The following is a 23799-nucleotide window of genomic DNA, read 5'->3' as shown; positions in this document are numbered from 1 at the left end:
TATAAGACTTTTTAAGTCAGGTTGTTATATTTTTTTGTAGACGAAAGTAAGATGTTGGTATTTGATTCTCAGTGATTTATTGAGTTGTTTCTAAAGACATTTTTCTCCCTGCCATGTCCATATCCTGCTTAACGATTTTTCTTGTGATGGGATCAATATAATAGGTTACTGTGGTTAATTTGTTGCTGATATCATCATTTGTTTTTACTGCCCAGACAGGTTTTCCTTTATATTCTGACTTTTGGGTATCCAGAATGTAAGCTTTCATCATCCCTTTTTTCTCAGATTTTGGATTGTAATCGAAAATGGAAATCTCGGCAGTGTAATGCTCTTTCAAAGGAAGATATCTAATCAGCATGGCATAGCTGCTGCTGTCAAAATAATGGGCTGCGGGGATATCAATAACATCTTTTTTCTGAGATTTTTTATCAAGATAATATCCGGTCACTTTGTCTTTCCCGGATTTGAGAGCCATATCTCTGTTTATGTTGTAAGAAGAATGATAAATAGGTGCGAAATTGGCTGTTTTGACAAGAGTAGTATCTGTCCATTTGGCATCCGGAGCCTGCTTCATTTTTACCGTTGTTCTGATAAGAAGATCGGTTTTATTCAGTTTTTTGATTTCTGTAATGATGGTTCCTATTTCTATTTTTGTACCTGCATTTTCAGCCAACCATACTGATTCAGAAGTTTCATCCTGAATGAGTTTGGAATTGATTCCGGAATTTTCAGGAGTAAGTAGTTTCTGGGAAAAAAAATTAGCACTGCTTAGTATTAAAAGGAAAAGAATAGTTTTCATGATCTTTTTAATAATAAGTAGTGCTGTATTTGTTAAAAGTTACAACCTTTTGGTTTTTAACTCTTTCCTGCGGCCTGCATTGGATTCACCTTTCCGGTTGAGCCTCCTCTTACAGAACCTGCTTCCTGTTTTTGCTTAAAGAGCTGGAATTTTGAAGTTTCAGTACCGGACCCGGTGCTGCTCCAGAAATTATTGTTTGTATCAATATCAGCAGTTTCTCTCATGGGATCAAGCTGAATAGATTTTACTTTCTTATCAAAATAATAGGTCTTGGAAACTTTTTGTTCATTCAGTCTCCAGATCTGTGCAGCAGATTTGTCATATACTTTTGATCCGTCTTCAAAAGTAAATTCAAGGATAATAGGCATTACCAATCCGCCTTTGTTTACAAAATCGATCTGATAACCGGTAATATTTTTGAATTTCTCTTTATCCTTTGCATCTAAAGGAAGACTTGCCTCCGTTTTGATAGTATATTCTTTATTATTATCTATCTTTTCCTGGCCTCTGTCATATTTATAATAGAAATCCTGAGCAGCTTTGTCAGTATCTACATAGAACTTGATATTCTTGTCTTCTCTGTTTCTGATTTTTGAAAGATCCTCAAAACTGTTTACCAAAGGCTTTTCAACCTGATATTTTACTTCAGCAGCTGCTTTTGGATCTGTCTCTAGGTTTGGAACAGCTACTGTTACTTTATCAATCGCAATGTCTACAGGATCTGTACCGTAGAACCATCCTCTCCAGAACCAGTCAAGGTCTTCACCGCTGGCATCTTCCATTGTACGGAATAAATCTGCAGGTTCAGGATGTTTGAATGCCCATCTTTTAGCATAGGTTTTAAAGGCCTTGTCAAAAAGCTCTCTTCCCATGATGGTTTCACGAAGAATATTCAGTCCTGTAGCAGGCTTTGAATACGCATTCGGGCCATACTGAACAATATTTTCAGAGTTGCTCATAATAGGTTCCAGCTGATCCTTCGGAAGTTTCATATAATCTACGATGGTCCATGCCGGTCCTCTTTTGGAAGGGAACTTATTATCCCATTTTTCTTCTGTAAGATATTCTGTAAACGTGTTCAGACCTTCATCCATCCATGCCCATTGTCTTTCATCAGAATTGATGATCATTGGAAAGAAGTTGTGTCCTACCTCGTGGATGATCACTCCAAGCATTCCGTTTTTGGTTCCTTCAGAATAGGTTCCGTCTTTTTCAGTTCTTCCGAAATTGAAGCAGATCATAGGATATTCCATTCCATTTGCTGCTTCTACAGATTGTGCTACAGGATATGGATAAGGAATTGTAAATTCTGAATAGGTTTTAATTGTATGAGCAATCGCTTTTGTAGAAAACTTTCTGTAAAGACCATAAGATTCTTTTGGATAAAAACTCATCGCCATTACTTTATTATTGTTTTCAGGAATTGTTACACGCATTCCGTCCCAGACAAATTTTCTCGAAGAAGTCCATGCAAAATCACGAACATCCTTCGCTTCAAAAACCCATGTTTTTCTTTGTTTTGAATGATTTTTTTCAGCTTTTTTAGCTTCATCCAGTGTGACGATTTCGATAGGTTCAGATGCATTTTCAGCTTTTTTGTATCTTGATAACTGCTCAGATGTTAATACCTGATCGTAATTCTTACATTCTCCGGTTCCTCCTACAATATGATCGGCAGGAACATTCATTGAAACCTTAAAATCTCCAAAAACCAAAGCGAATTCCCCCCTTCCGGTAAACTGGTGGTTCTGCCATCCCTGGAAGTCACTGTATACACACATTCTTGGATACCATTGTGCCATAGTGTAGAGATCATTGCCATCTTCAGGGAAATTTTCATAACCGCCGCGGCCTCCCATCTTCATTCTGTTGGAGATATTGTAGTTCCAGTCTACTTTGAAAACGAATTTTTCACCCTTTTTCAAAACTTTAGGAAGATCAATACGCATCATGGTTTTGTTGATGGTATACTTCAAAGCATTACCTGAAGCATCTGTTACTTTCTCAAGACTTACGCCATAGCCATTATCTTTTACAGGAAGTTCCGTTGCCTTAAGCTGCTGGTCGGTCGTTGAAGGACGAAGAACAGATGAAGTATCATATCCGGCATTTCTGATGCTTGAATGTTCATTTTCATCAAGCTGCAGCCAGATATAATCCAGATCATCCGGAGAATTGTTGTAGTAAGTAACCGTTTCTGAACCTTTCAGATTTCTTTTGTCCTCATCCAGATACGCGGTAATGTTATAGTCGGCTCTGTTTTGCCAGTATCCGTGTCCCGGAGCTCCTGAAGCCGTTCTGTAAATGTTGGGTGTTGGTAGAATTGTTCCCAGCTGCTCAAACTTATTGCCATGGTTGCTGCCTGGGTTATTCTGAATATTTTGTGCGGTGAAACCTGTATATGCAAATACAGAAAGTGAAAGTATGACAACTTTTAGTTTCATAACCGAAATGATTTATTAATGATCAAAGATAGTAATAAGCTCTTGAAATAATGAAAATATTTAACTTTTAAAAAGGAATTCTTTCCAAAGTCATTTTTAAAGATAAAGCAAATACCCCGGAAGAAACAAAGAGTATCCAGTCTTTTTTATTCACTTTGAAAAGATTGAGTGAAATAAACAGGATGATTAAGATTGCAGCAACAATTACAATCTGTCCAAGCTCCAAACCAATATTGAATCCCAGCAGAGGTAAAGCAATACTTTGACTTTTCGCAATCATTACTCTTGCTGTGTTGGCGAATCCCATCCCATGTACCAGCCCAAAGATCAGAGCAAGATAGTAATTGGCCCGCATCAAGGTTTGCTTTTGATTTTTCATAATGATATTATCCAATGATGTCAGAACAATTGTAAGGGGAATTAAAAACTCAACCCAGTCAGACGGAACTCTGAAGATGTCGAGAATACTTAAAGCTAATGTAATGGAATGTCCAATCGTGAATGCGGTTACAAGGATCAGTATTTTTTTCCAGTCACTGTAAGAATAAACAGCAATCAAAGCCAAAACAAATAACTGATGATCTAATGCATCCAAAGAAATAATATGTTCCCATCCAAGGTTTAAATAAAAAAGAAAATCCTGCATTTTGGTTAAAAAATTTTATATTTTAAATATTTTGTTAAAATGTTATTAATTTTATTATTTGATTTAATTTTTACGCTTATTATTTATTAATTGTTGATCTTATTTTTGATTTAAATAAAAATTGTATAATTGTATTGCTTAAAAATGAAATATGGATATTAAAAAATTATTTTTTACAAAAGTAAGCATTTCACATGGAGGAACGAAGCTTCTAAGAAATGCAGCAGCAGCCTTTTTAGGATTGTATTCTTATGCTTTTTATGGGCAGGTACAGAAACTGGACTCCCGATTTGATGTTTTATTGAAAAATAAAGAGAATATAGCCAATGGAAGAGCAGTGAAAGAACTGGAACGCCCGGATATGAAACTTGATCAACATTTGGTAGTGACTTCAAAAGGAGCACAAACAATGTATTCATGTGTTATTTATACCAAAGAACCGGAAAAACTGAAAGCAGAAGGTTTCATTATTCAGAGCCAGCTGCCATCTTTTTCCACAGCTTTAGTTACCATTGAAGATATTGAAAGACTTGTGCAGCTGCCTTATGTAACGTCTGTAATGGGACCGGAATTTGATGAGCTTCATAATGATGTAAGCAGAGCTCAGTCCGGAGCAAGTCTTTTGCAGGATGGAGCTTTCAATAATACTTCTTATAACGGCACAGGTGTTTTGGTTGGAATTTATGACAGTGGAATAGACTGGAAACACCCGGACTTCAGAAAAGCTGATGATCAGACAAAAAGCAGAATAGTTTCCATCTGGGATCAGACATTAACGGCACAATTTGGAGAGACAACGCCTACAGGGTTTTCAACAGGTGTGGAATATACAAGAGCACAGATTGAAGATGAACTGGATGGAACACCTACAGGCTTCGTTCGTGAAAATGATACCAACGGACATGGAACCCATGTTTCAGGTACTGCTGCCGGAAATGGTGCAGCATTTACAGATAAGAGACACAAAGGATTTTCATCCGATGCAGATATCGTATTTGTAAAAGGAGGGAATGGCTCTTTTCCTACAACAAATACCATTAATGCCTTAACCTATTTCAAAAATGTAGCTACAGCACTTAATAAGCCTATTGTTGTCAATATGAGTATTGGCGGTCAGGGAACTGCCCATGACGGAACATCCAGTCATGAAGTAGCAGTTAATAATTTTACAGCGTCAGGACCTGGTAGAGTCGTGGTTATTTCTGCTGGAAATGATTACGGAGCTAACCTTCACAGAAAAGTGGATATTGCAGCGGGTGCTGCACAGACATACAGCTTTACAGTAGCAAGCAATACCTCTGCAGCTTCAGTATTTTCATTCATTATGTATGCCAATGATAATACTGCTGTTACAGCAAAACTGACTACTCCCGATGGACAGCAATATACACAGAATATAAGTACGACTACGGCTCACACTATATTGGGAGGAGGCCTTACAGCAACTATGTATAATTATTGGGGAAATGATAACAATAAAAGATATGTACAATTAGTTGTAACCAGAACTTCAGGAACTACTGATGTTCAGGGAAATTATACATTAGAAATTACCAATAACGGAGCACAGCAGATAACCACACATGGCTGGTTGTATAGCCAGGGAGTGCAAACCACGTTGCAAAACGGAGATAATGAATATATTGTAGGATCTCCGGGGAATGCTTCCAATGCAATTACAGTAGCTTCATACATGGGAAGAGCCAGTTGGTATAGTGGAACAAGCGGTTATTTTACACTTACTCCACAGGAATCCATTTCTTCATTTAGTTCACAGGGACCAAGAGTAGATGGTGTCCAAAAACCTGATATTGCTGGTTCAGGTCAGAATGTTATTTCATCAAGATCCAGTAATTCGGTTCCGTCTGCAACAGATATTATTGCAGGAACCAATTATTATGTGAAAAACCAGGGAACAAGTATGTCTTCACCAGGAGTAGCAGGAGCTGTTGGATTATTGCTTCAGGCTAATCCTTCATTAACCGCAGCACAGGTGAAAACACGTCTTACGGCAAATGCTAGAATGGATGGGGCAACAGGAACCGTTCCCAATATGAGGTGGGGCTATGGTAAACTAGACATTTATAAAGCTGTTACTGATGAATTAGGATGTGTGAAATCTAATTTTGAGACTGTTGGGTATGATGAACCTTATATTATTGCTAATACAGAATCTAATTATTACTTTGATAATATTGCGCTGGCAGTAAGGTATACACCAACATTAACAGGGAAACTGGGAGGCTTTTCATTTTTAACAGGCACTTCACTCCCTTCAGATATTCCAGTTGATATTCAAATCAGAAAAGTGAATGCCAGTGGAAATCCAGGAGATATTATCGCCACTAAAACCATTACTTCATGGCTTAATAATTCTCAAAGATTTACCTGGAATTATGTGAACCTTTCCGATTTGAATGTACAAATGGTAACCGGAAAAGAATTTTATATTGTCGTAAATGGGTTAGGTGGAAGAATTGCCATGAAAGCTGAGAATGCAGTAGTGAATAACAGATCTAAGACTTCTACAGACGGTACCACGTGGACTTCAAGAACATTCGATCTTAAAATGAGAGCTGTGGTTTATGAAAATGTTGCCGAAGTGAAAAATTTAGCAACATCCAATCAAACCAAAGCAAACGCAGTAGCTAATGGATATAACTATTTTACCAATGCCTGCCAGCTTATTTCCAGAGTTGAAAAAGAAACTGCGAGTACCGTAACAGGAAATACAACCTCAAAGGTATGGGTGGATAATGCACAGCCTAACTATGTTGCAAGAAGATATGAAATAAATCCGGACACGAATGCAGCTGCTGCAACTGGAAAAGTAACTCTATACTTTAAACAGAGTGATTTTGATGCTTATAATCTGACCAATGGTGTCAAACTTCCTACTTCACCTACTGATGTTGCTAACAAAGCGAATCTTCTTATTGAAAAATATACAGGAACAAGTACTACAGGTACAGTAGCTTCTTTTGGGGGAGCTGCTACAGTTATTACACCTGATATTGCAGATATTATCTGGAATGACACCTACCAATACTGGGAAGTGAGTTTCCAGACAACAGGTTTTGGCGGATATTTTGTGAAAACAGGAACAACATTAGGAACTGCGGATGTTAAGATGAACTCAGAAGTGAATATCACTCCGAATCCTGCGAAAGATTTTGTGAATGTAGCATTAGGCAGACATTCTAAAGCAGCTGTAACGATCTATGATCTTTCAGGAAAACTGATTAAAACCGTAAATGTGGATACCCATTCCGGTAAAATTGATGTTTCGGAACTGGTAAGAGGAACTTATCTGTTCAACATTGTACTGGATGATAACACAAAAATTACGAAAAAAGTAATTAAACAATAAATCTTCATCAATCAATTATTATCAGAAGCAGCAGTTTTTATAACTGCTGCTTTTTTTATATTTGCTGTAAAAATAGAATTCATGTCGGGTAAGCTTTTTTGGGGATTTTTTTTATTCGTAACCATGGTATTTCAGAGTTTTACGGGCGATGAAGCCTTTCATCCCTATCATGTAGGCTCTGTGGAAATTAATTATAATTCCAAATCCAGAACATTTGAAGTAACAGGGCGATTCTTCCTTGATGATATGGAAAATGGATTGGGGAAAAAATATGGAGGAGCTTTTCATTTTAATGATGAAAAATACAAAGCAAAACTGAATGATGCATTACAGAAATATTGCTTGGAATATTTCAAGTTAAAAGCGGATAACAAATTTTTGAAAGTAAACTATATCGGCTATGAAGAAGATCAGGAATCTGTAGATATATTTCTCGAGTCTGAACCTGTAGCCTCACCTAAAAAAGTAGAAACTGCCGTAAGTTTTCTGTACAACCTTTTTGATGATCAGATCAATATCGTTCATATCATTGTCAATGGACAAAGAAACAGTGAAAAGCTTACCTATCCTAACCGTTATCTTTATAAGCAGTTTTAAGAATATTAATTTTCCAGTTGAAGCAGTGTGTTAATTCCTTTTGCATGAGCGAGAAGATCAGGAAAAAAATCATCATAACATTGCTGAAGATGATCTTTATTCTTTAAAAAAGCTTCAAAAACAGGAATGTCTTTATCCAGATATTTTGCTTTGTTGAGTACATTCTGAATACTGAATTTAATTCCCCAGTCTTCACGGTAATTATAAAGCCAGTCGTCGTGCTCCATTTTGACAAGCATTTTTTTGAAATTTTCCGGAAGCCATTGTTCATGGGCATTCAAAACGCTGTAAACTTTAAGAGAATGAGTTTTCCATTCTGACAGAGAATTCAGAGAAAGATCTCTGGCTACAAAGTGATCCATAGAAACATCTACAAATGCACCAGCATACAGTCTTACCAAAGGAGCAAATACTTTTTTAGCTTCATGAATGGCGGGATGGGAGTCAGTATAAGTATCAATAGCTCTGTGCAGAGTAATTCCGTCCTGAATATCTTTAGGGAAAGAAAAACGATCTCTGTTGCGGATAAAATCTTCGAGAAATTGACCCACGATCTGTCCGTCGGTAAAAGAAAGAAAAGAATGCGCCAGGTAATTCATAATTTAAAGGTATGAATTAAATGCGAATGTCTGGTATAATAATGAATGGTGAATATTGAATCCGTTTCGCTTGTGATTTTTTTTATCCATCCCAATTGACTATTGACTCGCGAAGCAAAATTGACCATTCACAATAACTCTTCCCTTAAAAAAGCCTCTCATGAAAATCCTCAATCTTACTCACTTCTTCGATCTTTATGCCGAATTTTCTTTTCGGAATCTTATTAAGATTGGAAACAAATATTTTTTCATAACCCAGCTTTTCAGCCTCAGTAATTCTTTGTTCCACCTGTGCTACAGGACGTATTTCACCACTTAATCCGATTTCTCCGGCAAAACAGTAATGTTCTGAGATGGCAATATCCTCATTGGATGAAAGAACAGAAGCTACTACTGCCAGATCCAGTGCTGGGTCGTCTGTTTTTATTCCTCCGGTAATATTCAGGAAAACGTCTTTAGCTCCGAGTTGGAAACCTGCTCTTTTTTCCAGTACAGCCAAAAGCATATTCAATCTTTTGGAATCAAAACCGGTGGAACTTCTTTGAGGAGTCCCATAAACGGCAGTACTTACCAATGCCTGAATTTCCAGAAGCATAGGTCGGTTTCCTTCCAGGGTTACTGCAACGGAGTTTCCGGAAAGTTCTTCAAATTTCTTTGTGATCAGAATTTCAGAAGGATTTTTAATTTCTTTCAATCCCTGAGAAACCATTTCATAGATACCAATCTCAGAAGTAGATCCAAAACGGTTTTTATTGGCTCTCAGCAATCTGAAAAGGTGATTCCGGTCTCCATCAAAATTCAAAACAACATCCACCATATGTTCCAGTACCTTTGGTCCGGCAATCTGGCCATCTTTGGTGATGTGCCCTACAAGAAATACAGGAGTATTATTTTCTTTGGCATATTTGATGATCTCATTAGAACATTCCCGGATTTGGGAAACTGTTCCCGGAGAACTTTCTATCAGCTGAGACTGCAGGGTCTGAATGGAGTCAATAATCATGAAATCCGGTTCCAGTTTTTTTGCCTCATGAAGGATTTTTTCCAATGATGTTTCAGTGAAAAGAAAGCAGTTTGGATTTTGAATATCCGTAAGTCTGTCTGCTCTCATTTTTATCTGAGAGGCACTTTCTTCCCCCGAAACATAGAAGATTTTTTTCTTCATTTTCAAAGCAAGCTGAAGCAGAAGGGTAGACTTTCCGATTCCCGGTTCACCACCAATCAAAGTAACGGAACCTAAAACAATTCCACCTCCTAAAACGCGGTTCAATTCATCAGAAGGAGTTTTTATTCTCGGCTCTTCACTCGTTACCACTTCAACAATATTGATCACATGTTGTTTGGTTTTTGAGAAAGGAGGAGTTTTATGAGAAGGTTTTTCAACCACCTCTTCCACCAGAGTATTCCATTCTCCACAGTTTTTACATTGTCCGAGCCATTGTGGGTATTGAGTTCCGCAGTTTTGACAGAAATATGCTGTTTTCAGTTTTGCCATACTGCGAAGTTATAAAAAAGCATTTTTTTATCAGAATCTAAATGTATTTAATATTAAAAACTAATCCATCCACGGTAGAAATATCTTTCATATCTTAGCTTTGTTCAATTAAATAGTAATGTAAAATATAATTACAATGAAAAAAGTATTTTTATCTTTCGTATTTGCGCTTTTAAGTGTTGTGGCATTTGCACAAGGTACCTGGCAGGTAGACCACATGCATTCTTCTGTCAACTTCAATATTAAACATATGGGAATTAGCTTTGTACAGGGAAGGTTTGATAAATTTGACGGTAGAATGGCTAGCAGCGGTGCTAATCTGGATAATGCCGATTTAAACTTTTCCGTAAGTGTTTCTAGCATTAACACCGGAGTGGACATGAGAGACAGACATCTTATAAGCGAAGAGTTTTTCGATGTTGCCAAATATCCTACTATTGAATTTAAAAGTTCTTCTGTTACAAAAGATAAAAACAACAATTATATCGTAAAAGGAAAACTGACTATGAAAGGGGTGGAAAAAGAAATCAGTGCTCCAGCTACATTCGGTGGAATTACAAAAAATAAAGACGGAAAAGAAATAATGGGAATTCAGACGAAATTTACAGTAAACCGTCTGGATTACGGAATCAAGTATGACCCTACAGGAGCTGGTATTGCAAAAGATGTTGAAGTAACGGCCTATTTTGAATTGGTTAAACAGTAACATTGTAAAACATAAAATATAAAAAGGTTTTCCATTTAAATGGAAAACCTTTTTGTTTGTAAAAGCCGATAAAAAATCTACGTTATTAGCAAAATCTGTGAGAAAGTTAAAAATATTTTTAATTTGAAACATTCACTTTTACCGAAGAAACTGTAAAAATTCCAAAGTCATCAAGAATTCAGTGAAGTGGTTATAACTTTGTTTCATTTGCTTATATCAAATTATGGATAAAAATTTTTATCAGGTTTTATGATTGTTTGAGGGATGTTTTGTCATTTTCAAAATGTAAAAGATTGCTTTGTATCTCTTTTTCCCATAACTTTGCACAAACCTAATCTAATGAGTAAAAAGAATACAAAGTACATCTTTGTGACAGGAGGTGTAACTTCATCTTTGGGAAAGGGAATCGTTTCTGCTTCTCTGGGACTTCTACTAAAATCACGCGGCTTTAATGTAACGATCCAAAAATTAGATCCTTATATCAATATCGACCCAGGAACTTTGAATCCTTATGAGCACGGAGAGTGTTATGTAACTGAAGATGGTGCGGAGACGGATCTGGATTTAGGCCACTATGAGCGTTACCTTGATGCTCCTACATCCCAAAACAACAACGTTACTACAGGAAAAATCTACCAGACTGTAATTGAAAAAGAAAGAAAAGGAGATTTCCTTGGAAAAACAGTTCAGGTAATTCCTCATATTACTAACGAAATTAAACGTAGAATTAAAATCCTTTCAAAACAGAACTACGATATCATCATTACTGAGATCGGAGGAACTGTAGGGGATATCGAATCTTTACCATACATTGAAACTGTACGTCAGTTAAAGTGGGAACTGGGAGAGAGAAATTCTATGGTGATCCACCTTACTTTACTGCCTTATCTGGCTTCAAGTGGAGAATTGAAAACAAAGCCATCCCAGCACTCCGTTCGTCAGTTGATGGAAAGCGGAATCATGGCGGATGTTTTAGTTTGCAGAACGGAGCATAAAATCCCTAAAGATCAAAGAGCAAAACTGGCTCAATTCTGTAACGTTGCTTTAGAAAACGTTATTGAGTGTAAAGATCTGGAAACTATCTATGAAGTTCCAATGTATCTTCAGAAACAAAACTTTGATGATGTAATATTGAAAGAACTGGATCTGAAAAGTGATAAAACAGCTGATCTTAAAGACTGGAAAAGTTTCCTTAAGAAATTCCAGAATCCTAAGAAAACGGTTGAGATTGCATTAGTTGGAAAATATGTTTCACTTCAGGACTCGTATATTTCTATTGCTGAAGCTTTTAAACATGCAGGGGCTGACCTTGAAACTGAAGTAAAAGTAAGATGGGTATACAGTGGAGATATTACAGAGGAAAATATTAAGGATATTCTGAAAGGAGTGAATGGTATCCTTGTAGCTCCAGGCTTTGGAGACAGAGGAATTGAAGGAAAAGTTCTTACTGCAAAATATGCAAGAGAAAATAAAATTCCAATGTTGGGAATCTGTTTAGGAATGCAGATCATGACGATTGAATTTGCAAGAAATGTTTTAGGACACACAAAAGCGAATTCTGTAGAATTTGATACGGCAACTCCGGATCCTGTGATCTCATTAATGGAGGAACAGAAAAATGTAATCGATAAAGGAGGAACAATGCGTCTTGGAGCTTGGAAATGTTCTTTGAAAAATGGTTCTAAACTATTTGATATCTACGGAAACAAGAATATTTCTGAAAGACACCGTCACCGTTATGAATTCAACAGTGATTATCTTCAGGAATTTGAGAAAAATGGCTTCCTTGCTACAGGTACAAATCCTGAAACAGGTTTGGTGGAAGCACTTGAACTTCCTGATCACCCATTCTATGTAGGGGTTCAGTATCACCCGGAATATAAGAGTACGGTAGCAACACCGCATCCTTTATTCAGAGCTTTTATTAAGGCTTGCGAAAAGAAATAAAGTAATATTTTATCATAATCGTCTATACATAAACTCAAGCTGAGAATAATCAGCTTGAGTTTATTATATAGTAACATCGTAAAGCATAGAGTTTTGATAAAAAAACAGTATTTTTGTCAGCTCAAAATTATGTACGTTACAGGTACATCCTAAGTTTAAAATTTTAATATAAAATAAAATGCAACAAAACAACGGAATCGATAAGAAACAAATGATTAGTTTCGCGGTTTTATGCCTGGTTCTCTTCGGTTTTATGTTCTATTTCCAGAACAAACAAGCGAAAGAAGAGGAGTTAAAAGCTCAGCAGCAGAAAACAGAACAGGTAAAAAATGCCGTAAAGCAAACTCAGGCAAACAATATCAATCCAAATGTAACTCCTAACTCAATCCAGACCGCAAGTCTTGGTAATAATGAATTAAAACTTGAATTTTCAAGCCTAGGAGGACAGGTGTCCAGAGTAGAGCTTTTAAAGTATAAAGCTTACAACCACAAAACAGATAATGCAGATCAACCACTTTATCTGATCAATAAAAATAACTCAAACTACGGTTTTCAGTTTAAAGATAAAACAGGAAAGGTTATTAATACTAAAGATTTAGTTTTCTCACCTACTGTTAATGGAAATGCAGTAACCTTAACTGCAGATTACAATGGTGCTGTAATTCAGTTTATTTACACACTACTTCCTAAATACACTCTTGATTTTAAAGTGAGAACTCAGGGGCTTTCAAAAATTACTTCAGACAACAAAGCAGATTTCATCTGGGATTATAATGTAAGAAACCTAGAAAAAGGTAGAGCTCAGGAACAGTCTCACTCAGAATTCTCTTATGCTTTCAATAATTATAAAGACTATGATTATGATGGAAGAACGACAATGGAGGAGGATAAGGAAACCCTTAACTGGATTGGGGTAAAGCAGCAGTTTTTCACTTCTGTGATTGAAGCTAAAAACGGATTTACTCACAGTAAAGGAAATCAGGAGAATGTTGAAGAAGGAGAATATTTGAAGAAATTAAACTATGAAGGTTTTGTTCAGATGACCGGAAGTGAGCTGAACCAGGATTTCACTTGGTACTTCATGCCATTGGATTTACCATTGCTTAAATCTTATGATAAAAACTTTGATGAAATTCTTCCGTTGGGGTGGTCATTTATCGGAGCGATGAACCGTTACTTCTTCATGTGGTTATATGGTATTATTGCTGCTTGGGGGTTATCTGCAGGTTGGGTAATTTTTGTAATGACAATCATTGTTAAGTTAATCCTGTCGCCAATTATGTATAAGCAGCATAAATTGAGTGCGATGATGAAGGTGATTCGTCCGGAAATTGATGAAGCAAATGCTAAATTCAAGGATGCTGATCCAATGAAGAAACAGCAGGCTACGATGGAGATCTATAGAAAAGCTGGAGTGAATCAGATGGCGGGATGTTTACCGGCATTGGTGCAGATTCCTATCTTCTATGCGTTGTTCCGTTTCTTCCCGAACTTTATTGACCTTAGAGGGCAAGGATTCTGGTTTGCAAAGGATTTGACCGCTTATGATGATTTGATCAAGCTTCCATTTAAAGTTCCTTTCCTTGGAGATCACTTGAGTATTTTTGCATTGGCATGTACTGTTGTTATCTTGATATATACTGTGATGACTTCCGGGAATATGCAGCAGCCTCAGCAGGAAGGAATGCCAAATATGAAGGTTTTAATGTATATCTTCCCGATTACGTTCCTATTCTTCCTTAATACTTCAGCTTCAGGTCTTTCTTGGTATTATTTTGTATCGAATGCGATTAACATCTTAATTATCCTTGTTATTAAATACGTGATTCTGGATGAAAAGAAAATTCACGCTCAGATTCAGTCTAATAAGGAGAAACCGAAAGCAGAAGGTAAGTTCCAGAAGAGAATGAGAGAAATGATGGAAAAAGCTCAGGAGCAGCAAAAAACTCAGGAACAGCAAAGAAATAAGAAGAAATAATTCTTTAATTATATCATAAAAAAGAGAAGCAATTCAGTAATTGCTTCTCTTTTTTTTATTTTGGTTTTTATTTAGAATGGTTTCAAATTTCTGATCTTGGCATGAGAATTTAATAATTGAGAATGAGTTATTTCAATCATATTTCAGTCTGAAAGATTGCCTGTGATGTGATGTCGGGCCATGCTTTATAAGGGCTTCTTGATGTTTTTTTGTTGCATAGCCAAAATTGGTGTTCCATCCATATTCAGGGTGCTCTTCATGAAGCTCAATCATTAACTTATCTCTGTAATTTTTGGCAAGAATAGAGGCCGCAGCAATAGACAAAACCTTGGAATCTCCTTTGATAATACACTGGTGAGGAATGTAATTATAAGGATGGAATTTGTTACCATCTACTAAAATAAGTTCTGGTGTTATTGTCAGTTTATCCAGTGCACAATGCATAGCATGAATGCTTGCATTAAGGATATTATGCTCATCAATAAAAGAAGGAGGAAGCTCTGCTATAGCATAGTTTTTCACATTATCTTTGATGTAACTATCCAGTTCCATTCGTGTTTTGAACGTTAATTTTTTTGAATCATTAACCAGATTTTGTTTGAAATCATCGTCTAAAATTACCGCTGCTGCTACCACCGGACCACTTAAACATCCTCTTCCTACTTCATCACATCCCGCCTCGATATAAAGGTTTGACCAGTTTTTTATTAGCTCCATATTTTATTTAAAAGAAGTGTAAAATTATGAAAAAACAGTATATTAATTATCTCATTCATGATTTTTTTCATAAGATATATGATTATCAAATTATTGTTTTATAACAACTTTTATTGATGATATTATTATTGTATTTGGAATTTTTGTTTTTTTTCTTTATTCTGTGATTGAAAATGAATTTAAGGTTGTGGTGTGTTTTTTGAGGTTTTCGGGTCGTTTGTTTTACTTTATTGATTGAATATTTGTTTTTGTGGTTATTTTTTTGTTTTTATTTATTGTTTTATTGTAAAAAAGCAATGAATAAATAATATTGAAATATTGAAAAATTATTAATTGTTTTTGTTTTGTTTTTTTGTTAAAAAATGATTTTTTAACAAAAACTAATGTTTTTTTTATTGTTTTTATTATTAATAGTTTAAAGTTTTATATTTTTTTAAGAAAATGCTTTGTATTTTTAAGAAAGTTTTACAAATTTGTAACCTGTAAAAAATAATTGAATTAACATGAAGAAATTAACAACTAGTGTACTTATTGTAGCACTTTCTTCATCTTTTTTTATTGTAAGCGCTCAACAAAGAGAAGCAGACACGATAAAAACAAAGACTATTGAAGAAGTTGTAGTTACTGGTGCCTTAGGTATTAAGAAAAAGGCTGATGCCGTTACCAATGCACAGCAAGTAGTAGGTACAAAGGAATTGAATCAAGCTTCTGCTCCAAATGCTGTTCAAGCTTTGACGGGTAAGGTGTCTGGATTGCAGATTACACAAACTGATAACAGTGTAGGTGCATCAAGTAGAATTGTAATCAGAGGAAATAAATCAATCTCAGGAGGGAATGAAGCTCTGGTTGTAATTGATAATGTTATTTCTTCTGCATCTGTTTTAGCTCAGCTACCACCTGAGGTTATTGAAAACGTGAACGTAATCAAAGGTCTTCAAGGTGCCGCACTTTATGGACAACAAGGGGTAAATGGAGTTATTATTGTAACAACTAAAAAGGGTGCGAAAAGTGAGAAAATGCAATTTACTCTTACTTCTTCAATTCAGATGACGCAAGCATTTAAATTCCCTATTATACAAAAGCAGTATGGTAAAGGGTATCCTCACGAGCCTGCTTTTAGTGGTGGAGATGTGGACTATAATGGAACAACTTATGTTCCTTTTGAAAATATGTCCTGGGGCCCTGCTTACAATGATCCAAATATTGGGGGACAGATGGTTCCATCGGGGCTACCACAGGCAGATGGAAGATTTATTTATGAAAAATATGCTCCTATAAACAATCATTTCTCTAAATTTTTCAAAAATGGCTTGATCCTTCAGAATGGACTTACTGTTAACTCTGGTGGAAGTGATTCTTATGCAATGTTATCTATTAACAGATTAGAGAATGATTTTGTTGTTGAAGGAGATCAGCTAAGACAAAATAGTTTCTTGGTTAAAGCAGGAAAAAAACTAGATAAGTTAAGGATTGATGGTACCATCAATTATATTAGTAAAATTACTAACCAATCTAGTGCAGATTTATATAGTGATATCCTTCAGATGCCTTCAATGAATGATATTAGAAAATATAGATATTCTGGTGTTGAAGGAGGATTATCTGCTTTTACAAAAAATCCTTACTATCAGTTAGAACATACAAGACAAAATACTGTTAATGATTATTTATCAGGTATTTTATCTTTACAATATGATTTTAACAAGAATATTAATTTAACATATACTGGGAATTTATATTTAAATAATTCCAGATCTGATAATCATGATGATGGTTTCAAAGCTAGTCAGGTTTACACAGGAAGTGGGCTTGTTTTAGATGGAGGAACATTGCAAGATTATACAGGTAGCTCTAACTTTGATTCATACTACATTAACCGTACCGTGAGTACAAGAAGTTATTATGGAGATTTAATGTTAAACTTTAATTATGATCTTACAAATGATATTAATATGAAGTTAAACATTGGTAACAACATTCAGGATAGCTATAGAACTGCCAGATCAATGGGAGGTACGAATCTGGTTGTTCCAGGATGGTATGATATCAGAAACGTTACTAACCTTATTCAGCCGGGGAACTCAACAGGGGCTTCAGCATTGGATAATATTCTTTTTGAGAATACTACAACAAGACAGAGAACTATTGCTGGATTTGCGAACTTAGATCTATCATATAAAGATTACTTATTCTTGAACTCCACTTTCAGAATTGAACAAAGTTCTGTACTATCTACTTATTATAACGGACAGGTTCATAACAAAACCTATCCTTATTATTCTGTAGGGCTTTCATTTATTCCTACAAAAGCTTTTGAAGCTCTGAAAGGGAATGATATTATCAATTATATTAAAATTGCACCAGGATATACTAAAGTTGGAAATACATCGGCTATTTTGCCTTATGAAACTTCTAACGTAGGTATTGCTCCTTCAGGGTATCCTTTTCCTAACCTTCCTGGATATGGGGTGGATGCTACACAAACTAATAGAACCATTAAACCGGAGTTTATTTCTACCTATGATTTGAATGTTCAGTTAGGTTTCTTAAATGATCGTATTACATTAGAAGGGTCTGTTTATCAATCAGATACTAAAGACTTGATTACTAATGCAAACGTTTCAAATGCCTCTGGGATAAGTAATTTGAAAGACAATTTTGGTAAAACCAGAATGAGAGGGTTTGAAATTGATCTAGGGCTTACTCCGTTTAAATCTCAAAACTTCACTTGGAATTTAAGAGCTTCTTTTGCTAAATCGAGATCTACAGTAATTGATTTACCAAACGGGTTGGATGAGGTTGCCCTTGCAGTGCCTTACCAAACTGTTGGGATTGGAGTCTTTGCAATAAAAGGGTCAGATCTGCAGGTTATCAAAGCAACAACCTTCCAAAGAGATGATCAAGGAAGAGTTATTGTAGGAGCTGATGGGGTTCCTTTGCAAAATACTACATTAAGCAGTATGGGACGAGTAACACCGGATTATACCCTTGGATTTAATACATCTCTTAAATTTAAAGGCTTTACACTTTCTGCTACAATGGATTACCGTAAGGGAGGTAAATTTGCTTCACTTAGTAAAAGTCTCTTAACGTTTGCAGGTGCGACTGAAGAAACTGCTGGTTTTGATAGAAGCAAAGGATATGTTATTCCTAACTCGGTTCAGATGGTAAATGGGCAGTATGTTCAGAATAATACTCCTGTAGGGGGAACAGCAGACTATGATGGTGTAGCTGGTTATTTCAGTTCACAATCTTTACAGAGATTGGGTGAGCCAATGGTATTAGATGCTACAGCATTCAAAGTAAGAGAAATTGCTTTATCTTATGATGTTCCAAAATCAGTGTTATCATCAACTTTTGTAACTGGGATTACTGTAGGTTTATTTGCTAGAAATCCATTCTTTGTATATTCAAAAGAAAATAGAAATTATGCAGATCCTGAAACCTCTTACACTAGTGGTAATGGTGCCGGAATTGCTCTAGCTGAACAGTATCCTTCTCAAAGATCTTTTGGAATTAACTTAAAAGCTACATTCTAAAATTTAAAAAAATATGAAAAATATAAAAATAACGACAGCGGTTTTATCTTTAACCATGTTATTTGCTTCCGTGTCATGTAACAGATATCTTGATATTAATGAAGACCCTAATAATATTTCAATTGATAAAGTTACTCCGAATGAATTGCTTCCTGTTGGTATCACATCAACATATGCAAAGCAATCTCAAACATTAAATAGATTTGCCAGTGTTGTAATGAACTCAACTGCGGGAAACTCATTGGTATATGGTGCTCCATTTATTGACGATTATAAACCCAATGTTTCTAATACATTTTATAATGATGTTTGGGATAGTCTTTTCAGAGGAATAGCTAATTTTGAAAAAGTTATTACCTTTAATGATCCAGGGAGCAAATATGTTCAGCACAAGGCTATTGCTAAAATTATGAAGGCTAATTATATACAGATATTGACAGATTTGTATGGTGATATGCCTTATTCTCAAGCTTTTAAAGGACAGGATAATTTAACTCCTAAATATGATAAAGGTGAAGATATCTATAAAGCTTCTATTGCAGATTTAGATAATGCGATAGGTCTATTAGAGTCAGGTCAAGGAGATGAGCCATTAAGTGATATCGTTTTCCATGGTGATAAAGATAAATGGATTTCTTTTGCTAATACATTGAAGTTGAGGTATTTATTAAGAATGTCTAATGTGACAGGTGATATGGCTGCTTATAGAGATCAAAAATTAGCAACACTTAGTGGTGCTGATTTCATTGACGAGGATGTTTTAGAAAATCCTGGATACTCTGCAGCTAATGATGCTCAACAAAATCCATTTACCAATTTCTATGTATATCTTAGTTCAGGAACGAGAGCTGCAAACTATTCTATAAATGTTGCTTCAGAGCATGCGGCTATTATTTTAAACGGAAATGCAGATGGAGATACTCGTCCAGTTTACCAAAAATTTAATGGAATTGTTGATGGTAGAAGAGCGAGAATGTTCTCACTTGTTGGAGGGAAAGTTTCTGGTATCAGACAAGGTAATTTACCAGGTCAACCTGGTGTGCCTGCTGCTATTTCCAGATTTAGTTATGGTATCACTATTGGAACAGGAACACCTACATCAACAAGAGAATATGTAGAAATGGCTTCAGCGAAACCTGGTTGTATTATGACTAGAGCTGAATCGAAATTTTTGCAAGCAGAAGCTGCTTTAAGATATCCAGGTCTATTCTCTAACGCAGCGGGTAATTTCTCTGCTGCTATTACTGCATCATATACTTACTTTGGAGCAAGTGGTTCTGCAGCTTATCTTACTGCTATACAAAATGTTGCTGGTTTAGGTTGGGCAGGAACTGATGCAAATAAATTAGAAGCAATTATGACTCAGAAATGGATCGCTTTAACAGGTGTTAATCCAGAGCAATCTTTCTTTGATTATACAAGAACAGGTTTCCCTGTTACACCATTAGCTACAATAGCATCGAATCCAAAACCAAACAGATTGATTTATCCTCTTTCTGAATATATTGGTAATGCTAGTAATGTACCTGCTATTAGTAATGCAGATGTATTTAGTAAAAATCAATATACTCCTTTCTGGGCAAGAAATTAATTTTGTAATTTCAAATTTCAATATATTTTACCGCCTTCGGGCGGTTTTTTTGTTTAATAGGGAAAGTTTTTTTTGAATATTAAAATATGTTAAGCATAGTACTATCTCTTATCTATGCCTAGTTTTTATACTTTTTTAATATTCAATTTATTGATATTCAATTTGTTTTATTGCTATTGTGATAAAAATTAAATATAGATAATATCAATTTAAGTAATTGTTATTATTTCTTAAAAAAAGACAACAAATAAGTAATCTGAATTTGTTAAATATTTTGTTTTTAACTTATTTTAATACTTATTTATGTGTTTTTGTTCAAAAATATTGAATAAATTGTAATTTTTTCAAATTTTGCTTTGTGGTATTAAGAAAGTTTTACAAATTTGTAAAGTCACAAAAATTAATTTGATATGAAGAAACTAACAGCAAGTCTTCTTGTTTTAGTACTGTCTTCTTCCATAGCTGTTGCTAACGCTCAGCAAAAGAATGATACTATTAAAACAAAAGAAATTGAGGGGGTGGTTGTAACCGCACTCGGGATTAAAAGAGAGAAAAAATCTCTTGGTTATGCTTCTGAAGAAGTAAAAGCTGCAGAATTAACCGGTGGAACTACCAATACCGGTAACGTAGCATCCCTTCTTTCAGGTAAGGTGGCCGGACTACAGGTAAATACAAACAACAACTTTGGCGGATCTGCAAACCTTTTGATCAGAGGGTATAAATCTCTGTCAGGAGGTTCTCCACTTATTGTAATTGATGGTTCACCAGTTAATAATAATACGGTAACCGGATCTGTATTCGATTACGGTAACTTTCTTTCAGACATTAACCAGGAAGATATAGAATCTGTAAACGTATTGAAGGGTGCAGCTGCATCTGCTTTGTATGGTGAAAGAGGAAGTGATGGGGTAATTTTGATTGTAACTAAAAGCGGAAGAGGAAATAACGACGGAAGCTGGGGTGTTACTTTAAACTCAGGAATTACAGCAGGATTTATTGATAAATCTACTTTCCCTACCTATCAGAAAAAGTATGGTGCAGGATATGGTGGTCAGTCATGGAATGAAGACCCAGGTCCTGGAGGTTATAATTATGCCAACTTTGTAGATGATGCATCTTATGGACCTGCATTTAATCCTAATCAATTGGTTTACCAATGGGATTCATTTGATCCATCTTCTCCAAACTATGGAAAAGCTACGCCTTGGGTTGCCGCGAAAAATGGACCCATTAAATTCTTTGAAACACCAGTCACATACATTAATACAATCACCATTGAAAAAGGAAATAAAACTTCAAACCTTTCCTTATCATATTCCAATATGCTTTCCAATGGTTTGATGCCTAATTCAGAGCTGAGAAAAAATACAATTTCAGCAAAATTTAATCACGATTTTACAGATAAATTACATGCCTCTGTTTTCACAACTTTAACTTTACAAGATACGAGAGGACGTAATGAAACTGGCTATTCAGATAATATTGTTTCTGGTTTCAGACAGTGGTGGCAGACCAACGTAGATGTGTTGGCATTAAGAGATGCTTATGCTAACAATGGAAATAGTAATTTTTCCTGGAACAGATCTACAGCAGCAGATGCAACTCCTCAATATTGGAATAACCCGTATTTTCAGAGATATCAGAATTATCAGTCTGATGACAGAACCAGAATATTCAGCTATGCTCAGTTAAAATATGATGTTTCTAAGAACTTTGGAATTACAGGAAAATTATCTTATGATGATTTACAAATGGTTGTAGAAGAGAGATTGATGAATGGATCATTGCCTCAAGCGTTTGGTGCATCCGGGCTTAATGTAAGTTCAGGATATGCAAGAACCAATGTGAAAAATACTGAGATCAACTTTGACTTATTTGCCAACTACAAGGTTGATATTACTTCTGACCTAAGTGTTAGTGGTATTGCAGGGGGGAATGTGAGAAGAAATCTTGTTGACAATATCTTCATGAGTACAGAAGGAGGTTTATCTAAACCTGGACTATTTGCAATATCTAACTCAGTCAGAACAATCCTTCCGCCTGATGAAAATTATGCAAAATGGGTTACTTCCAGTTTATATGCAACGGCATCTTTTGGGTATAAGAACTTCTTATTTGTGGATGGTACTTACCGTGTAGACCAGTCGTCTAACTTACCAAAAGGAAATAATAGCTATGGATATCCTTCGGTTACTGGTGCTGTTATTCTATCTGAATTTGTAAAACAACCATGGTTAAGTTTCTGGAAATTGAGAGCAAACTACGCTGAAGTAGGTTCTTCTACTAACAATTACAGATTGGTAAATACTTTCAAAGCTAGAGGTGAAGGTCTGTTTGATCAACCTTTTTTCCTTGCGAATCCAAACCTGAAACCTCAAAGATCTAAGGAAACAGAATTTGGTATGGAGGCACAATTCTTCAAAAACAGATTAGGTTTTGATATTGCAATTTATAAAACCAGAACATTTGATCAGATTATCAATTTACCGGTTTCTTCCGCAACAGGATATAGAACATTCCTTGTAAATGCAGGACAGATTGATAACAAAGGTATAGAAGTACAGTTAAACGGGACACCATTTAAAACAAATAATTTTACATGGGATGTAAACGTGAACTGGTCTAAAAATGAGAATAAAGTTATTGCATTAAATGGTGATTCTCAGAATTACTTAATGGCAAGTTATCAGGGTGGTGTTTCTCTTAATGCACGTGTAGGAGAGTCTTTTGGAGCTTTGGTAGGATCAGATTATGTATATAATGCGAATGGTGATAGAGTCATTGATCCAGCTACAGGTCGTTATTTAAGAAATAATAATCAGGTTATAGGGAATATCACACCAGACTGGGTAGGTGGTATCAGAAACAGCTTCCGTTATAAAGATTTCTCAGTAAGTTTCCTTATTGATGTGAAAAAAGGAGGTGATGTATTCTCTACCGATATGTATTACGGATTAGCAACTGGTCTTTATGCAGAAACGGCTGATTATAGAGAGGGTGGATTTGTACATCCAGGTGTTAACCCGAATGGAAATGTAAATACGACACCTGCGATTAATCCGGGATCTTTTGGTAACGTAGACGGATATAGAAGAATGCCGAATAAAAGATTCGTTTATGATGCATCTTATGTAAAACTTAGAGAAGCAAGTATAGGGTATAACCTTCCTAAATCTGTTCTGGCCAATACTGCTATTCGTGATGCAAAAATTTCAATTGTAGGGAGAAACCTTTGGATTATCCACAAAAACTTACCTTATGCAGATCCGGAAGCTGGAACAGGAAATGGTTTAGGAGCTAAAGGTAATTCTATCGGAGTACTACCTACTACCCGTGATATTGGGATTGATATAACTTTAAAATTCTAGAAA

At 35.6% G+C, this 23799-nt stretch carries 14 protein-coding genes; 8 read left to right on the top strand and 6 right to left on the bottom strand.

Annotation, left to right across the window (positions count from 1 at the left end; genetic code table 11):
• Positions 1 to 76: 76 nt before the first annotated feature.
• The 3 genes from KIK00_RS12085 to KIK00_RS12075 all read right to left on the bottom strand — a co-directional run bounded on the left by KIK00_RS12085 (position 77) and on the right by KIK00_RS12075 (position 3889).
• Positions 77 to 799: a hypothetical protein gene (locus KIK00_RS12085; protein ID WP_255812660.1), complete on the bottom strand. Its 723-nt coding sequence runs from the start codon at positions 797 to 799 to the stop codon at positions 77 to 79.
• Between the two features lie 56 nt (positions 800 to 855).
• Complete coding sequence (locus KIK00_RS12080) at positions 856 to 3243, bottom strand: M1 family metallopeptidase (RefSeq protein WP_255812659.1); 2388 nt, start codon at positions 3241 to 3243, stop codon at positions 856 to 858.
• 67 nt (positions 3244 to 3310) lie between these two features.
• Positions 3311 to 3889: a HupE/UreJ family protein gene (locus KIK00_RS12075; protein WP_255812658.1), complete on the bottom strand. Its 579-nt coding sequence runs from the start codon at positions 3887 to 3889 to the stop codon at positions 3311 to 3313.
• A gap of 151 nt (positions 3890 to 4040) precedes the next feature.
• Between KIK00_RS12075 and KIK00_RS12070 the strand changes: the two genes are divergently transcribed.
• Both KIK00_RS12070 and KIK00_RS12065 read left to right on the top strand, forming a co-directional pair.
• Positions 4041 to 7259 (top strand): S8/S53 family peptidase, encoded by a 3219-nt coding sequence (locus KIK00_RS12070; protein ID WP_255812657.1) that lies wholly within the window; start codon positions 4041 to 4043, stop codon positions 7257 to 7259.
• A gap of 81 nt (positions 7260 to 7340) precedes the next feature.
• Positions 7341 to 7856: a DUF6702 family protein gene (locus KIK00_RS12065; RefSeq protein ID WP_255812656.1), complete on the top strand. Its 516-nt coding sequence runs from the start codon at positions 7341 to 7343 to the stop codon at positions 7854 to 7856.
• Between the two features lie 5 nt (positions 7857 to 7861).
• Here KIK00_RS12065 and KIK00_RS12060 read toward each other — a convergent pair whose 3' ends face one another.
• Entirely contained in the window at positions 7862 to 8455 is a 594-nt protein-coding gene (locus KIK00_RS12060) for an ACP phosphodiesterase (protein ID WP_255812655.1), read from the bottom strand.
• Positions 8456 to 8600: 145 nt separating this feature from the next.
• Positions 8601 to 9950, bottom strand: a complete 1350-nt coding sequence (radA, locus tag KIK00_RS12055; RefSeq protein ID WP_047379126.1) for a DNA repair protein RadA — start codon at positions 9948 to 9950, stop codon at positions 8601 to 8603.
• A gap of 136 nt (positions 9951 to 10086) precedes the next feature.
• On the opposite strand from radA, the gene KIK00_RS12050 reads away from it, so the two are divergent.
• The 3 genes from KIK00_RS12050 to yidC all read left to right on the top strand — a co-directional run bounded on the left by KIK00_RS12050 (position 10087) and on the right by yidC (position 14581).
• A complete protein-coding gene (locus KIK00_RS12050) occupies positions 10087 to 10656 on the top strand; it encodes a YceI family protein (protein WP_255812654.1) in 570 nt (189 codons plus the stop codon).
• A gap of 339 nt (positions 10657 to 10995) precedes the next feature.
• Positions 10996 to 12603 (top strand): CTP synthase, encoded by a 1608-nt coding sequence (locus KIK00_RS12045; RefSeq protein ID WP_255812653.1) that lies wholly within the window; start codon positions 10996 to 10998, stop codon positions 12601 to 12603.
• A 178-nt stretch (positions 12604 to 12781) separates the two neighbouring features.
• Positions 12782 to 14581 (top strand): membrane protein insertase YidC, encoded by a 1800-nt coding sequence (gene yidC, locus KIK00_RS12040; RefSeq protein ID WP_255812652.1) that lies wholly within the window; start codon positions 12782 to 12784, stop codon positions 14579 to 14581.
• A 132-nt stretch (positions 14582 to 14713) separates the two neighbouring features.
• Here yidC and KIK00_RS12035 read toward each other — a convergent pair whose 3' ends face one another.
• The gene (locus tag KIK00_RS12035) at positions 14714 to 15298 is read right to left on the bottom strand and encodes a ribonuclease HII (RefSeq protein ID WP_255812651.1); all 585 of its coding nucleotides are present in this window, start codon (positions 15296 to 15298) and stop codon (positions 14714 to 14716) included.
• Between the two features lie 503 nt (positions 15299 to 15801).
• On the opposite strand from KIK00_RS12035, the gene KIK00_RS12030 reads away from it, so the two are divergent.
• The 3 genes from KIK00_RS12030 to KIK00_RS12020 all read left to right on the top strand — a co-directional run bounded on the left by KIK00_RS12030 (position 15802) and on the right by KIK00_RS12020 (position 23796).
• Positions 15802 to 18837: a SusC/RagA family TonB-linked outer membrane protein gene (locus KIK00_RS12030; protein ID WP_255812650.1), complete on the top strand. Its 3036-nt coding sequence runs from the start codon at positions 15802 to 15804 to the stop codon at positions 18835 to 18837.
• Between the two features lie 13 nt (positions 18838 to 18850).
• On the top strand, positions 18851 to 20428 hold the full coding sequence (locus tag KIK00_RS12025; protein ID WP_255812649.1) for a SusD/RagB family nutrient-binding outer membrane lipoprotein: 1578 nt from the start codon (positions 18851 to 18853) through the stop codon (positions 20426 to 20428).
• A 410-nt stretch (positions 20429 to 20838) separates the two neighbouring features.
• Positions 20839 to 23796 (top strand): SusC/RagA family TonB-linked outer membrane protein, encoded by a 2958-nt coding sequence (locus tag KIK00_RS12020; RefSeq protein WP_255812648.1) that lies wholly within the window; start codon positions 20839 to 20841, stop codon positions 23794 to 23796.
• The last annotated feature ends 3 nt before the right edge of the window (positions 23797 to 23799 follow it).

The sequence above is a fragment of the Chryseobacterium sp. MA9 genome (genome assembly GCF_024399315.1).
Lineage (GTDB): Bacteria > Bacteroidota > Bacteroidia > Flavobacteriales > Weeksellaceae > Chryseobacterium.
The sequence above is the reverse complement of the archived record's forward strand: the minus strand, read 5'-3'. Positions and strand labels throughout refer to the sequence as shown.

Bases quoted from the DNA above. Each gene is read 5' to 3' on its own strand.
- KIK00_RS12085 (WP_255812660.1), bottom strand. From the start codon at position 799: ATGAAAACTATTCTTTTCCTTTTAATACTAAGCAGTGCTAATTTTTTT.
- KIK00_RS12080 (WP_255812659.1), bottom strand. From the start codon at position 3,243: ATGAAACTAAAAGTTGTCATACTTTCACTTTCTGTATTTGCATATACA.
- KIK00_RS12075 (WP_255812658.1), bottom strand. From the start codon at position 3,889: ATGCAGGATTTTCTTTTTTATTTAAACCTTGGATGGGAACATATTATT.
- KIK00_RS12070 (WP_255812657.1), top strand. From the start codon at position 4,041: ATGGATATTAAAAAATTATTTTTTACAAAAGTAAGCATTTCACATGGA.
- KIK00_RS12065 (WP_255812656.1), top strand. From the start codon at position 7,341: ATGTCGGGTAAGCTTTTTTGGGGATTTTTTTTATTCGTAACCATGGTA.
- KIK00_RS12060 (WP_255812655.1), bottom strand. From the start codon at position 8,455: ATGAATTACCTGGCGCATTCTTTTCTTTCTTTTACCGACGGACAGATC.
- radA (WP_047379126.1), bottom strand. From the start codon at position 9,950: ATGGCAAAACTGAAAACAGCATATTTCTGTCAAAACTGCGGAACTCAA.
- KIK00_RS12050 (WP_255812654.1), top strand. From the start codon at position 10,087: ATGAAAAAAGTATTTTTATCTTTCGTATTTGCGCTTTTAAGTGTTGTG.
- KIK00_RS12045 (WP_255812653.1), top strand. From the start codon at position 10,996: ATGAGTAAAAAGAATACAAAGTACATCTTTGTGACAGGAGGTGTAACT.
- yidC (WP_255812652.1), top strand. From the start codon at position 12,782: ATGCAACAAAACAACGGAATCGATAAGAAACAAATGATTAGTTTCGCG.
- KIK00_RS12035 (WP_255812651.1), bottom strand. From the start codon at position 15,298: ATGGAGCTAATAAAAAACTGGTCAAACCTTTATATCGAGGCGGGATGT.
- KIK00_RS12030 (WP_255812650.1), top strand. From the start codon at position 15,802: ATGAAGAAATTAACAACTAGTGTACTTATTGTAGCACTTTCTTCATCT.
- KIK00_RS12025 (WP_255812649.1), top strand. From the start codon at position 18,851: ATGAAAAATATAAAAATAACGACAGCGGTTTTATCTTTAACCATGTTA.
- KIK00_RS12020 (WP_255812648.1), top strand. From the start codon at position 20,839: ATGAAGAAACTAACAGCAAGTCTTCTTGTTTTAGTACTGTCTTCTTCC.